Below are 14,003 nucleotides of genomic sequence, written 5' to 3' on the forward strand. Positions count from 1 at the left end.
AAATATGGAAATCATTTTATTGATTGTTGCAGCGATTGTGTTATTTTATTTTTATAACACTCTCAAAGAATATTTGAAAAACCCCTTAAACTCCAAAGCCAAAACCGAAGAATACGACTTGAAAGATGACCCCTATTTGTTGGTGCAATCTAGCCCCCTAGACAAATTCAAGCAAACCCAAGTTGGCGCATATATGCGTCTTTTAAAGTTTTTAGACATTCAAAAAAACGCTTTGGATAACGCCTTAAGAACACTCTTTATTAATGAATTAGAGCGATCTTTAAACAGTGAGCAGCAAAATTTAGCTAAAGAGCTTCTTAATGAGCCTATAGATAAAAAAGAAAATTTTGAATTATTGTGCGAAGAAATCGCCAGTCACACGCATGGGGAATACACCAAACGCTTGAAATTAGTGGAATTCCTTATGTTACTAGCCTATGCTGATGGGATCTTGGATAGCAAAGAAAAAGAATTGTTTTTAGATGTGGGGGCGTTTTTACAGATAGACAATCACGATTTTAACGAGCTTTATGATAATTTTGAACGCTTTAATGCAATAGAAATCCCTATGTCTTTAGAAGACGCAAAAAATCTTTTTGAAATCCCCAAAGAAACTAGCACCACCACGCAAGAATTAGAGAAAAAAGCTTTGGATTTAAGCGCTCTCTATTACCATAAAATGAATGACAACAAACGCTACAACGAGCAAGAATTTGTCTCTTTGAAAAAAATCGCCCTCGCTTCTCAACTTTTAGAAACAAATTTAAAATCTTAAGATCCACAGGAGATATAATGGAAAATACAATAACAAAAAACACCATTAAAGAGGCTATACAGAGCGTTCTTGATAAAAGTATGGTTAAGGGAACTCGCCGTTGCACATCTTTTGAGTTTTGCTACAACTGCTTTAGATCGCAAGGGCATCAAAAAGACCAAGAGCGAGCATGCGCTATACTTTGCTTTTATTTAGTCAATTGGGGCGACCGCTCTCCTTTCATACTTGAAGAAACCAATTTAAAAGTGTATCTCCCTAATTATTGATTATATTAGTCAATTAGACAAAGAAACATGGAATATTGATGCAAATAACTGTGATGAAAAAAAATATAGAAAAAATAATAGAAACTTACAAACAGCTAGAACAATGCTTTAAAAAGCAAAAATACAACCCTACTAAAACCCTAATCACAAAAATAATGCTAGGGATATTTGGAAATGTTTGCACATTTGATACCTATTTTTGTGAAACTTTTAAAAAACTTTATAAAGACCATAAAGAGCTAAAATGCAGTTTTACAACCTTTAATAAAACGGCTTTATTGTGTATTAAAGATTTTTATAAAAATCATAAGGAAATTATTGATGGTGTTAAATATAGAAACGATCGCTTTTGATGGCGATGAAGCCACCTACCCCTACCCTAAAGCGAAATTAATTGACATGTTTGTATTTCAATATGGAATCACACACTCACAGAAGCAAAAACTCTCCCAAATTAAATGCCCTTTTTAAAAGCCCTAGAATCTTTTGATGCACCCTTTTTAGAAAAAGAAATTTCAAAGCGTTTTAGGGATAATTTAGTTTTTTTCAAATCCTATCACCCCAATCTTTTTAACGCTCTCAATACGCCTTTTAAAAATTACCAATTGCTTTTTGAAAAAAACCACTTCAACCTCTTACACACACCCACAAACGCCTTAAGCTACCCTAAAGCTCAGATGATAGAAATCGCTTTTAACATGGCACATAGCCCCTTAAATAATCCCAGATGGTCATTAGACAATAACCACCTCTCTTTAAATTATCTAAAAAATCAAAATAACCACAAACTCCCCCTAACCCTTAAAGCCACGCATGCGATCCCAAACTTTTTAAATCAAACTCAAACGCCTTGCTCTTTGGGGCAATTCTTACCCCCTACGATGATTTATGGCGTTTTAGATGGGTTGTTTTTAGCCATTTTACAAGCTCAAAATTACCGCTTCCATTCGCTTTATTTGTTTGAAGAAAATTTAGATTTGTTTAAGATCAGTTGCTATTTTGTGCGTTATGAAGATTTGATTATCAAAGGGGCTAAACTCTTTATTCAAGGGTTTTTTAACCCTAATGAATTGAAAATTGATTTTTTGAAACGCCCTGTTACGCATTCTTTTTTGAAACTAGAAATCATGCCCTATAAAAGCGCTTTTAATGCGCGTATGCGAGAAAATATTCAAAATTATTACAAACAAGCCTTAAGGGGTTGGGGGAGTTTTGAAGATGAATTGCTAGGGTTTAAAAACACGCTTAAAAACTTGCCCCTATACAAAACCCTAAAAACTAAACCCAAAAAGATTAACGCCCCCATTTGCGTGGTGGGTAATGGGCCAAGTTTGGATTTACTTTTGCCTTTTTTAAAAGAAAATGAAGAAAATTGCATCATTTTTTCATGCGGAACCGCTTTAAAGCCTTTAAAAACGCATGGCATTAAAGTGGATTTTCAAATAGAAGTGGAGCGCATTGATTATCTTAAAGAGGTTTTAGAAAAAGCCCCCCTAAAAGACACCCCTTTAATAGGGGCTAACATGCTCAATCCTAACGCCTTTTTTTTAGCTAAAGAAGCGTTTATGTTTATGCGTGGGGGGAGCGCTTGTGCGTATATAAGCCCTTTAAGTGTAGAATATGCAGCACCTTTTGTGGGCAATGCTGGGGTGGCTTTAGCGAGTTTAATGAGCGATGAAATCTATTTGTGCGCTTTAGATTGCGCTTATATCAAAGGGTTTAAAAAACACGCTAAAAATTCCTATTATGAAAATGAAAAAGAAATTGACACTTCATCTTTAATAAGCGTGGAGGGTAATTTTAAAGGTTATGAAACTTTTAGCGACTCGCTCTTTTTGCTCTCTAAAGAAAGGATTGAAGAAGCCCTTATTTATTATAAGCCTAAAAAAGTCTACAACCTAAGCTATGGGGCTAAAATCAAGCATGCCTTTAGCGTTGATCACTCTCAAATCAAATTAAAAAATTCCAACAAACAAGAAGCTATCGCTCGCATTAAAAACATGTTTAATTCCCCAAATAACCATGCTAAAGATTTAAAAAATTTACAAAAAAATCTTATTCGTTTTAAAGAAAGTTTTTTTAAATCTTTAAATACGCCCTGCCAAAGCAAACAAGAAGTGTTTGAATGGGTGGATAATTTGAATATATTATGTCAAACAACCAGCACTAAAAACCCCACCATAGGCATTTTATTTGAAGGGAGTGTGGCGCATATCTTACAAAGCGTTTTAATCGTTTCATTGCATGTCAAAGAAAATGAGCTTAAAGAATTGATCAAACGCTCTCAAAACACTTTAAAACAATTCCTTAAAGAAGCTTGTTTGTTATTGCAAATGCAACTCAAAAAGCCATGATTTTTAATTTTTACACTATAATAACAAGCTTAAGTAAAAGGAGTATGCATGCCATATAACGAAATAACAAGGGTTCAAGTCCCTGCTTTAATGCATTTAGCTGAGTTGGGTTATAACTTTATTTCTCAAAAAGATAAGCCTAACTTAGATACAACCACTAATATTCTAACCAATAGTTTCACTAAAGCCTTTAACCAACTAAACCCCAACCCCACTAAAAACGCAAAAGATGCACTTAATGGCATGGAAAAACGCTTGAATAATGAAGATTTAGGCAAAAGCTTTTATGAATATTTGTTCAAAAGCGAGCATCAAATCATAGATTTTGATAACCCTAACAATAATCTTTATGAAATGATGGCTGAATTACCCTATAAATCCCTATAAGACCTGATATAACCCTTTTTATTAATGGCTTGCCTTTAGTGAATATAGAGGTTAAGCAACCTTTAGCCGGACAGGGCATTAAAGATGAAAGAGATCGCCATATCAAACGCTATAAAAACCCTGCTAACAAAATCTTTTATAACCTCACGCAAATTTGGATCTTTAGCGATAACTTACCCTATGATGAAAATAATCCCCATCAAGGCGCATTTTATAGCGCTTCTTATTCGCCTATTTTCCAACGCTTTGTTGAAGCCGATAAACTAGATATTACCCCCCCCAGAAAATCATCAAAATCACAGATCGCTTGAAGAAATTCAAAAAAAGATCTTAAAAGAATTTGATCTCACCGCAGACTACCCAAAAAGCCCTAAAAACACCCCCACAAACTCCCTTTTAACTTCGTTTTGTTCTCAAAAAAGGCTTTGCTTTATCCTAAAATACGGCATTAGTTTTTTACAAGAAAAATCAGAGTTTAAAAAACACATTTGGCGTTATGCGCAAATGTTTGCGAGTCTGAATGTTTTAAAAGAATTGCAAAAGCATTATGAAACTAACCCTAAAGACCCCCTAAAAGGCGTCATTTGGCACACGCAAGGCAGCGGCAAAACCGCCTTAACCTACCATTTAACCAAAATCATAAGAGACTTTTTTAACCCCCTCAATAAAAAAACTAAATTTTATTTTATTGTAGACAGATTGGATTTATTAGAGCAAGCTAAAAGCGAGTTTTTAAAAAGAGGTCTTGAAGTGCATGAGCCAAAAAATAAAGAAGAATTAAGCCAAAAATTAAAAAACCCTAGCGTGTTTGATGGCACTCAAGGGAATGATGAAATCGTCGTTGTGAATATCCAGCGATTCAAAGACCCCAATGAAAAAGACTCTAATGAAAATAAAGATCTTTCTAACAACAAGCCTAAAGAAATCGTTTCTAAGACAGAATTGCAAGAAGCGATAAAAGATGACCACGATTTACAAAGGGTGTTTATTATAGATGAAGCCCACAGGAGCTATGATCCTAAAGGTTGCTTTTACGCTAATTTGATAGAGTGCGACAAAACAGCGATCAAAATCGCCCTCACAGGCACGCCACTATTAGAAGACAACGCACAAGATAAGGCCACTAAAAACACTTTTGGCAATTATTTACACACCTATTCTTATACAGAATCCATTAAAGACAAACACACCCTAAAGCTCCAATTAGAAAGCATTGAAACGAACTATAAAGAAAAATTACAAGCAATCTATCGCCTTTTACAAGAAAGCATCACTATTGAAGACACCAAAATTAAAAAAGAAGCTGTTTTTAATGATGAAAAATACATTAATGCCATGCTCTCTTATGTCATTAGAGATTTATTGAATTTCAGGCAATTGAATGATCATAATGAAAATTTAAAGGCCATGGTGGTTTGCTCTTCAAGCACACAAGCTAAAAAAGCTAATGAGTTTTTTAATGAAGTTCAAGAAGAAGTTTTACAAAACCACCCTAATCTAAAAATTTTAAACAAACTCAAATCTGACCTAATTTTGCATGATGAACAAGAAATCAAAGAAAAGATTTATTCTTTCAAGCATGAAGATACAGATATAGTCTTTGTGTATAACATGCTTTTAACCGGCTTTGATTTACCCAATCTCAAACGCCTTTATATCCACAGAAAATTAGACAAACACAATTTACTCCAAGCCCTAGCTAGGGTGAATCGCCCCTATAACAACATGTCTTATGGCTACCTTATAGATTTTGTAGGTATTGAAGAAAACTTTAAGCAAACGACTGATGATTACTTGAGAGAATTAAACGACTTTAATCTAAACGACTCTAATCAAGGCGATTCCAATACTAAAGATATGTTTGCAGATCCTAATACTTTAGAAAAAGACATTAAAAACGCCTATAACGACCTTTTTGATTACCCCATTGACAATATAGAGGCCATGACTAACGCCATTGTTAGTATAAGCGAAATGAAAGAGCTTCAAAAAGTCTCACACGCCATTAACACGCTTAAAGAGCGCTACAACATCATACGAACTTCTAACGATGAAAAAATCCTTTCCTTAAAAGAAAAAATGGATATTGAAAAAATCAGCAAAATCTCTTCAATGCTTAACCAAAAAGCCAAACAACTCCACGCAAAAGAAAACATCAACAAAGCCATAAACACTAACGATTTAATCATTTTAGAAGACCTCATCGCTCTTTTAGACTTTAAAATAGAGTTTAAAGAAAGTAAAGAATTGCGTTTTAAAGAAAGAGAAGAAATCAGCGCCAAATACAAGCAAGCTAAAGAGGTTTTAGAAAACAGCCCAGACAAAAAAGGTAAGGAATTTCAAGATTTTTCTAAAAAGCTTTCAAAATTGCTCCAAGAACCCCTAACTAGTGATAATTTTAATGAAATTTCTACCGCTTGCAACACGCTTGTTTCCCAAGCAGAAAAAGCCAATCAAAAAACCACCCTTTTATTAAATAAATACAATAATGATTTATCTTATGTGATCACGCATAAACGCCTTATGGATCAAAACATTTCTAACCCAATGGGAATTTTCACGCTTTTAAGCGCGCTAAAAAGCGCTCTTGATGAGCGTATTTCTAAGCGTCAAGAAACCTTAAGCGAAGAAGATACCCTAAAAACTGCCATAAAAAGAGAATTAAGGAACGCTTTCAAAGAAAACCCCTCCTTAAAAGATTTACAAAAAGAAACCGACTTCATCGCTCAAACCCTTTTTGACGAACTCACACAAAATGACAATCAAGGAAATTTCAATGCCCAATAACGCTTTATTACAAATCAAACAAGACACTTTCAAACTCATTGATGATTTAAAAGTCATTTGCACGAGTTTTGGTTTAGGGAATGATGGCAATGAATACAAGATTATCACGCAATGCTTTTTGTATAAATTCTTATGCGATAAATTTGAATTCCTTTTTGAGCAAGAATTTCCTAATCAAACCATACAAGATTATAAAGATGTTACCGAAGAAGAAAAAGAAGATTTTTTTCTCACCTTAAGCGATAAAAAACTCCCCAAACTCTCTTATGATGAGCTTTTAAACCATCTTTTTGACAAACATTTTAACGATAACGATTTACACATCAAGCTAGACGCTATTTTTAACAATATTTCTAGCAACAATGCTGCACTTTTTAACACCATCAGCACAGACAAAACCACTATCGCTTTATTTGAAAGCATCTCACAACACATTAACGAAGAGTCTAAAAGGGCTAATTTTACAAAAGTTTTATTAGACAAACTCAAAAATTTTAATTTCAAAAACGCTTTTTTAAACTTACAAAACCAGCAAGGCTATGATTTTTTCGCCCCCATTTTTGAATACTTACTCAAAGATTACAATAACGCCGGCGGAGGGAAATACGCCGAATACTACACCCCTTTAAGCATCGCTAGTATCATTGCCAAGCTTTTAGTCAATGAGCCTGTTAAAAGCAAAAAGATTTATGACCCAAGTGCAGGCACAGGAACGCTTTTAATAGCGCTAGCCCACCAAATAGGCACCGATTCTTGCACCCTTTATGCCCAAGATATTTCGCAAAAATCCTTAAAGATGCTTAAACTCAATCTCATTTTAAACGACTTGACCCACTCTTTAAAAAACGCCATTGAGGGTAACACCTTGACGAACCCCTACCATTCCAAAGACTACAAAGGAAAAATGGATTACATTGTAAGCAACCCCCCTTTCAAACTGGATTTTTCTAACGAACATGCAACAATTTCTAACAACAAGAGCGATTTTTCCTTAGGCGTGCCTAATATCCCTAAAAACGATAAAAGCAAAATGCCCATTTACACGCTCTTTTTCCAACATTGCTTGAGCATGCTTAATCCAAAGAGTAAGGGGGCTATCGTCGTGCCAACCGGATTCATCAGCGCTAAAAGCGGAGTAGCAAATAAGATTGTCAGGCATTTAGTGGATGAAAAGCTCGTTTATGGGGTGATTTGCATGCCCAGCCAAGTTTTTGCCAACACCGGCACTAATGTGAGCGTCATCTTTTTCCAAAAAACGCCAAGCGAAAATGAAGTGATTTTAATTGACGCTTCCAAACTCGGCGAAGAATACACCGAAAACAAAAACAAAAAAACACGCTTAAGAACAAGCGATATGGATTTGATTTTAGAAACTTTTAAAAATAAAACCCAAAAATCGGATTTTTGCGCTGTGGTTTCTTTTGATGAAATTATAGAAAAAAATTATTCTTTAAATCCTGGGCAGTATTTCACTATAGAAGACGCGAGCGAAACAATAAGCCAAACAGAGTTTGAAAACTTGATGCAACAATACTCAAGCGAACTGACAAGCCTTTTTGATGAAAGCCAGCATTTGCAACAAGAGATTTTAGAGGTTTTAGGAAATCTTAATTATGACTAATATTATGACTAATATGACTAAACTTTTAGATTTAAAAAATAATTTAGTAATTGCTATCAATCAAAACAACTACACTAAAGAAGATAATTACAAAAAAGTTTGTTATTTATATACTGATAATATCACAAACAATAGAATAAATACTTTTCTAAAAATTGATTTAACAAAAGAAAAGTTGCCTTCAAGAGCTAAACGAAAATGCTCCATTAATAGCATTATTTATTCTAGCGTAAGACCCAACCAACGCCACTTTGGGATTTAAAAGAAATTCCAAAAATTTTTTTAGTTTCTACCGCTTTTATCGTAATAGATGTTATAGACTTAGAAAAATTAGACCCTAATTATTTGTATTATTATATTACACAAGATAAGATTGTTCATTACTTACAACGCATCGCAGAATGTGGGACTTCTAGCTACCCCTCTATCACGCCATTAGATTTTCTTAATGTTAAAATTAAACTTTACCCACTAGAAACACAACAAAAAATAGCCCGCACGCTTTCTGTATTGGATCAAAAAGTGGAGAACAACCATAAAATCAATGAGCTTATCCAAACGCTCGCTTATAAAATCTATGAATATTATTTCAAACACAAATCCAAAAACGCAAAGCTAGAACAAATCATCCTTGAAAATCCTAAATCTAGTATTATGGTTAAAAACGCCCAAAAAACCCAAGATAAGTACCCCTTTTTTACAAGCGGAGACAATATCCTATCATACCCTAAAGCGCTTATTGATGGTAGAAATTGCTTTTTAAACACTGGAGGTAATGCTGGTATTAAATTTTATGGAGGCAAAGCTTCTTATTCAACGGATACTTGGTGTATTTGTGCTAACGAATTTAGCGACTATTTATACTTACTTCTTTCAAGCATAAAAAACCATATCAATCAAAGCTTTTTTCAAGGAACTAGCCTTAAACACTTACAAAAAAAATTACTTAAAAAATATCCTATTTACATGCCGTCTAAACATGAAATTAAAAAATTTAACGAAATTGTCATGCCCCTACTCACGCTTATATCCATTAACACAAGAACTTCTAAAAAATTAGAACAAATTAGAGACTTTTTACTCCCCCTACTCTTAAAACAACAAGTCAAACCCAAATAAAAAACCAAAAATAAGCAATACCTAAGCAAACTTATATTAGAATCTGTCTTTTTGATTGCGGAGTATGGCGCAGCCTGATTAGCGCGCACCCTTGGGGTGGGTGAGGTCGTGGGTTTGAATCCCGCTACTCCGACCATGACTTTTAAAAAAACTTCAATTATTATCATTTCATTATATAATCACACTAAACAAAATCAATTTTTAAACATGATGATTTAAAGGATTTCTATTGAATCGTTTCTTTAACCGAGAGCTTTCATGGTTAGCTTTTAATACAAGGGTTTTGAATGAAGCTAAAGATGAGAGCTTGCCTTTATTAGAACGCTTGAAGTTTTTAGCCATTTATGACACGAATTTAGATGAATTTTACATGATAAGAGTGGCTGGGCTTAAGCAACTTTATGAGCATAAAATCGCCTCTAAAGGCGTTGATGGTGCAAGCCCTGAAGAGCAATTAGAAAAAATCAAGCATTATTTAGTGCATGAAATTGAAGAAAGAGAATTAGAATTTCAAAAAATCCAAGCCCTACTCTTTAAAAAGGGGCTTTGTATCACCCCTTATAGCAAGCTTAATTCAGAGCAAAAAGCTAAGGCTAAAACTTATTTTAAAGAGCAACTTTATGCGTTAGTCTTGCCTTTTAAGTTGGATTCTTCGCACACTTTTCCGCCTTTAGCGAATTTGACTTTCGCCCTTTTTGCCCATATTAAAGACAAAGAAACCCAAATCACCTCTCATGCACTCATCAAACTCCCCTCTTTTATCTTCCGTTTTGTGGAGCTAGAAAAAGGCTTGTTTGTGTTAGCTGAAGAAATTGTAGAAGCGCATTTAGAAGAATTGTTTTTAGAGCATGAAATTTTAGACTGCATGGCGTTTAGGGTAACTTGCGATGCGGATATTGCAATCGTTGAAGATGAAGCGCATGATTATGCGGATTTGATGAGTAAGAGCTTAAGGAAACGAAATCAAGGCGAAATCGTGCGCTTGCAAATTCAAAACGGGAGCCAAGAGCTTTTAAACACCCTTTTAGCCTCTTTAAGGAGTTTCCAAACCCACTCTTACAAAAAACACAAACTCACCGGAATGCATGTCTATAAAAGCTCTATCATGCTTAATTTAGGGGATTTGTGGGAATTAGTCAATCATAGCGATTTTAAAACCCTTAAATCGCCCAATTTCACGCCTAAAATCCACCCCCACTTTAACGAAAACGATCTCTTTAAATCCATAGAAAAACAAGACTTGTTGCTGTTCCATCCTTATGAGAGTTTTGAACCTGTGATTGACTTGATAGAGCAAGCCGCTAGTGATCCAACCACGCTTTCTATCAAAATGACGCTTTATCGTGTGGGCAGGCATTCTCCCATTGTCAAAGCTCTGATTGAAGCAGCGAGCAAGATCCAAGTGAGCGTTTTAGTGGAATTGAAAGCGCGCTTTGATGAAGAGAGCAATTTACACTGGGCAAAAGCTCTAGAAAGGGCGGGCGCGTTAGTCGTTTATGGTGTTTTTAAACTCAAAGTGCATGCCAAAATGCTTGTGATCACCAAAAAAACAGACAACCAATTACGCCATTTCACCCATTTAAGCACGGGCAATTACAACCCTTTGAGCGCTAAAATCTATACCGATGTGAGTTTTTTTAGCGCGAAAAATGAAATCGCTAACGATATTATCAAACTTTTCCACTCTCTTTTAACAAGCAGCGCGACCAGCAACACCCTAGAAACGCTTTTTATGGCGCCCAAACAAATTAAAACGCAAATCATTGATTTGATCCAAAATGAAATGAAGCATGAAAAAGAAGGCTACATCATTTTAAAGGCTAACGCGCTAGTGGATAGCGAGATCATTGAATGGCTTTATAAGGCCTCTCAAAAAGGGGTTAAAATTGATTTGATTATCAGGGGGATTTGTTGTTTAAAGCCCCTAGTCAAAGGCTTGAGCGAAAATATAAGGGTGTATTCTATTGTGGGGAAATATTTAGAACATGCACGCATTTATTATTTTAAACATGAGAATATCTATTTTTCTAGCGCGGATTTGATGCCCAGAAATTTAGAAAGGCGCGTGGAATTGCTAGTTCCAGCCACAACCCCAAAGATCGCTCATAAATTGTTGCGTATTTTAGAAATCCAATTAAAAGACACCCTAAAACGCTATGAGTTGGGTTCTAAAGGTTGTTACACTAAAATTTCAAACCCTGATGATCCTTTAAATTCACAGGATTATTTTGAAACACAAACCCTTAAACTTTAGGGGTTATCGTTCAAACAATAACATATAAGGATTTAAATGCTTTATTCATTATTTAAAAAATATTTGTTTAGATTAGACGCTGAAGAAGTGCACGAAAAAGTTTGTAAAATTTTAAAAATACTTTCTCGATCGCCCTTTTTTTGTAATTTAATCCACGCTCAATTTGGATACACAAACCCAAAGCTTGAAAACGAAATTCTAGGCTTACACTTCCCTAACCCGCTAGGGTTAGCCGCCGGCTTTGATAAAAACGCCTCTATGATTAGGGCGTTAACCGCCTTTGGTTTTGGCTATTTAGAAGCAGGCACATTGACCAATACCGCTCAAAGCGGGAATGAAAAACCCAGGCTTTTTAGGCACATTGAAGAAGAGTCCTTACAAAATGCGATGGGGTTTAATAATTATGGGGCCGTTTTAGGGGTTAGAGCGTTCGAGCGCTTCGCCCCCTATAAAACCCCTATTGGCATCAATTTAGGCAAAAACAAACACATAGAGCAAGATAATGCCCTAGAAGATTACAAGGCGGTTTTGATTAAATGCTTAAACATTGGCGATTATTACACTTTCAACCTTTCTTCGCCCAACACCCCTAATTTAAGGGATTTACAAAATAAAGCGTTTGTGAGCGAGCTTTTTTGCATGGCTAAAGAAATGACTAAGAAGCCCTTATTTTTAAAAATCGCCCCAGATTTAGAAATAGATGCCATGCTAGAAATTACAAATAGCGCTATTGAAGCCGGAGCGAATGGGATTATTGCGACTAACACCACAATTGATAAAAGCCTTGTGTTTGCCCCTAAAGAAACGGGAGGCTTGAGTGGGAAATGCTTGACTCAAAAAAGCCGTGAAATCTTTAAAGAACTAGCTAAAGCTTTTTTTAACAAGACTATTCTTGTTTCTGTGGGGGGGATTAGCGACGCCAAAGAAGCTTATGAAAGGATTAAAATGGGAGCGAGTCTGTTACAAATTTATAGCGCTTTTATTTACAATGGACCAAATTTATGCCAAAATATTCTCAAAGATTTGGTAAAATTACTCCAAAAAGATGGATTTTTGAGCGTCAAAGAGGTTATAGGAGCGGATTTAAGATGAAATATTTTTCTAGTAAAGGACTTTTGAGGCTTTGTTCTGTCTTGTTAGTCACTTTAGGAGCGAGCATGCACGCACAATCTTACTTACCCAAACATGAGAGCGTTACCTTAAAAAATGGGTTGCAAGTCGTAAGCGTTCCCTTAGAAAATAAAACTGGGGTTATAGAAGTGGATGTGCTTTACAAAGTCGGCTCTAGAAACGAAATCATGGGAAAAAGCGGAATCGCCCACATGCTAGAGCATTTGAATTTTAAAAGCACTAAAAACCTTAAAGCCGGCGATTTTGATAAAATTGTCAAGCGTTTTGGGGGCGTGAGTAACGCTTCTACGAGCTTTGATATCACACGCTATTTCATTAAAACTAGTCAGGCTAACTTGGATAAATCTTTAGAATTGTTCGCTGAAACGATGGGTTCATTGAATTTAAAAGAAGATGAGTTTTTGCCTGAGCGTCAAGTGGTCGCTGAAGAAAGACGATGGCGCACTGATAATTCCCCTATTGGCATGCTTTATTTCCGCTTCTTTAACACCGCTTATGTCTATCACCCCTACCATTGGACGCCCATTGGTTTTATGGACGATATTCAAAATTGGACTTTAGAAGACATTAAAAAATTCCATTCGCTCTATTATCAGCCTAAAAACGCTATCGTTTTAGTGGTGGGCGATGTCAATTCCCAAAAGGTTTTTGAATTAGCTAAAAAGCATTTTGAATCCTTAAAAAATCTTGATGAAAAAGCTATCCCCACTCCTTACATGAAAGAGCCTAAGCAAGATGGGGCGAGAACGGCGGTGGTGCATAAAGATGGGGTCCATTTAGAATGGGTCGCTCTAGGGTATAAAGTGCCTGCTTTCAAACATAAAGATCAAGTCGCTTTAGATGCGTTAAGTAGGCTTTTAGGCGAAGGCAAAAGCTCATGGTTGCAAAGCGAATTGGTGGATAAAAAACGCCTAGCTTCTCAAACCTTCTCGCACAACATGCAATTGCAAGATGAAAGCGTGTTTTTATTTATTGCTGGAGGTAATCCTAATATCAAAGCCGAAGATTTACAAAAAGAAATCGTAGCACTTTTGGAAAAGCTTAAAAAAGGGCAAATCACTCAAGCTGAATTGGACAAGCTCAAAATCAATCAAAAAGCCGACTTTATTTCTAATTTAGAAAATTCTAGCGATGTTGCAGGGCTTTTTGCAGACTATTTAGTGCAAAACGATATTCAAGGCTTAACCGATTACCAGCAACAATTTTTGGATTTAAAAGTGAGCGATTTGGTGCGCGTGGCTAATGAATATTTCAAAGACACCCAATCAACCACCGTGTTTTTGAAACCTTAAAAGAGTCTTATAGCAGC

General features: G+C 35.5%; 9 protein-coding genes, 1 tRNA gene and 2 pseudogenes. All 12 read left to right on the forward strand.

The window, feature by feature from the left end:
- The first annotated feature begins 4 nt into the window (after window positions 1-4).
- The 12 genes and pseudogenes from DYI00_RS03670 (at window position 5) to pqqE (ending at window position 13,986) form a co-directional block, all read left to right on the forward strand.
- Complete coding sequence (locus tag DYI00_RS03670; RefSeq protein ID WP_011577973.1) at window positions 5-775, forward strand: TerB family tellurite resistance protein; 771 nt, start codon at window positions 5-7, stop codon at window positions 773-775.
- A 319-nt stretch (window positions 776-1,094) separates the two neighbouring features.
- Window positions 1,095-1,394, forward strand: coding sequence for a hypothetical protein (locus tag DYI00_RS03680; protein ID WP_143485605.1), 300 nt, complete (start codon window positions 1,095-1,097; stop codon window positions 1,392-1,394).
- Window positions 1,363-1,512: a hypothetical protein gene (locus tag DYI00_RS07995; RefSeq protein ID WP_158296024.1), complete on the forward strand. Its 150-nt coding sequence runs from the start codon at window positions 1,363-1,365 to the stop codon at window positions 1,510-1,512. The genes DYI00_RS03680 and DYI00_RS07995 overlap by 32 nt, the downstream gene beginning before the upstream one ends.
- A complete protein-coding gene (locus tag DYI00_RS03685; protein WP_104709181.1) occupies window positions 1,500-3,395 on the forward strand; it encodes a motility associated factor glycosyltransferase family protein in 1,896 nt (631 codons plus the stop codon). The genes DYI00_RS07995 and DYI00_RS03685 overlap by 13 nt, the downstream gene beginning before the upstream one ends.
- Before the next feature lie 48 nt (window positions 3,396-3,443).
- Window positions 3,444-4,116, forward strand: a pseudogene (locus tag DYI00_RS08725) (type I restriction endonuclease).
- 170 nt (window positions 4,117-4,286) lie between these two features.
- Window positions 4,287-6,569 (forward strand): DEAD/DEAH box helicase family protein, encoded by a 2,283-nt coding sequence (locus DYI00_RS03695; protein ID WP_104709182.1) that lies wholly within the window; start codon window positions 4,287-4,289, stop codon window positions 6,567-6,569.
- Complete coding sequence (locus DYI00_RS03700) at window positions 6,559-8,190, forward strand: N-6 DNA methylase (protein WP_104687576.1); 1,632 nt, start codon at window positions 6,559-6,561, stop codon at window positions 8,188-8,190. The genes DYI00_RS03695 and DYI00_RS03700 overlap by 11 nt, the downstream gene beginning before the upstream one ends.
- Window positions 8,191-8,203: 13 nt before the next feature.
- A pseudogene (locus tag DYI00_RS03705) lies at window positions 8,204-9,309 on the forward strand (restriction endonuclease subunit S).
- 58 nt (window positions 9,310-9,367) lie between these two features.
- Window positions 9,368-9,445: transfer RNA gene (locus DYI00_RS03710), tRNA-Pro, on the forward strand.
- A 93-nt stretch (window positions 9,446-9,538) separates the two neighbouring features.
- Entirely contained in the window at window positions 9,539-11,563 is a 2,025-nt protein-coding gene (locus tag DYI00_RS03715) for an RNA degradosome polyphosphate kinase (RefSeq protein ID WP_011577983.1), read from the forward strand.
- Window positions 11,564-11,599: 36 nt separating this feature from the next.
- Window positions 11,600-12,655, forward strand: a complete 1,056-nt coding sequence (locus DYI00_RS03720; protein WP_011577984.1) for a quinone-dependent dihydroorotate dehydrogenase — start codon at window positions 11,600-11,602, stop codon at window positions 12,653-12,655.
- Window positions 12,652-13,986: a zinc protease PqqE gene (gene pqqE / locus DYI00_RS03725; protein WP_011577985.1), complete on the forward strand. Its 1,335-nt coding sequence runs from the start codon at window positions 12,652-12,654 to the stop codon at window positions 13,984-13,986. Before DYI00_RS03720 ends, pqqE begins: the two co-directional genes overlap by 4 nt.
- The last annotated feature ends 17 nt before the right edge of the window (window positions 13,987-14,003 follow it).

It is taken from the genome of Helicobacter acinonychis (assembly GCF_900461455.1).
Taxonomy (GTDB): Bacteria; Campylobacterota; Campylobacteria; order Campylobacterales; family Helicobacteraceae; genus Helicobacter; species Helicobacter acinonychis.

Excerpts from the sequence above, each read along its gene's own strand:
- pqqE (WP_011577985.1), top strand. The coding sequence starts at position 12,652 with ATGAAATATTTTTCTAGTAAAGGACTTTTGAGGCTTTGTTCTGTCTTG.
- DYI00_RS03695 (WP_104709182.1), top strand. The coding sequence starts at position 4,287 with ATGTTTGCGAGTCTGAATGTTTTAAAAGAATTGCAAAAGCATTATGAA.
- DYI00_RS03720 (WP_011577984.1), top strand. The coding sequence starts at position 11,600 with ATGCTTTATTCATTATTTAAAAAATATTTGTTTAGATTAGACGCTGAA.
- DYI00_RS03700 (WP_104687576.1), top strand. The coding sequence starts at position 6,559 with ATGCCCAATAACGCTTTATTACAAATCAAACAAGACACTTTCAAACTC.
- DYI00_RS03670 (WP_011577973.1), top strand. The coding sequence starts at position 5 with ATGGAAATCATTTTATTGATTGTTGCAGCGATTGTGTTATTTTATTTT.
- DYI00_RS03685 (WP_104709181.1), top strand. The coding sequence starts at position 1,500 with ATGCCCTTTTTAAAAGCCCTAGAATCTTTTGATGCACCCTTTTTAGAA.
- DYI00_RS07995 (WP_158296024.1), top strand. The coding sequence starts at position 1,363 with ATGGTGTTAAATATAGAAACGATCGCTTTTGATGGCGATGAAGCCACC.
- DYI00_RS03680 (WP_143485605.1), top strand. The coding sequence starts at position 1,095 with ATGAAAAAAAATATAGAAAAAATAATAGAAACTTACAAACAGCTAGAA.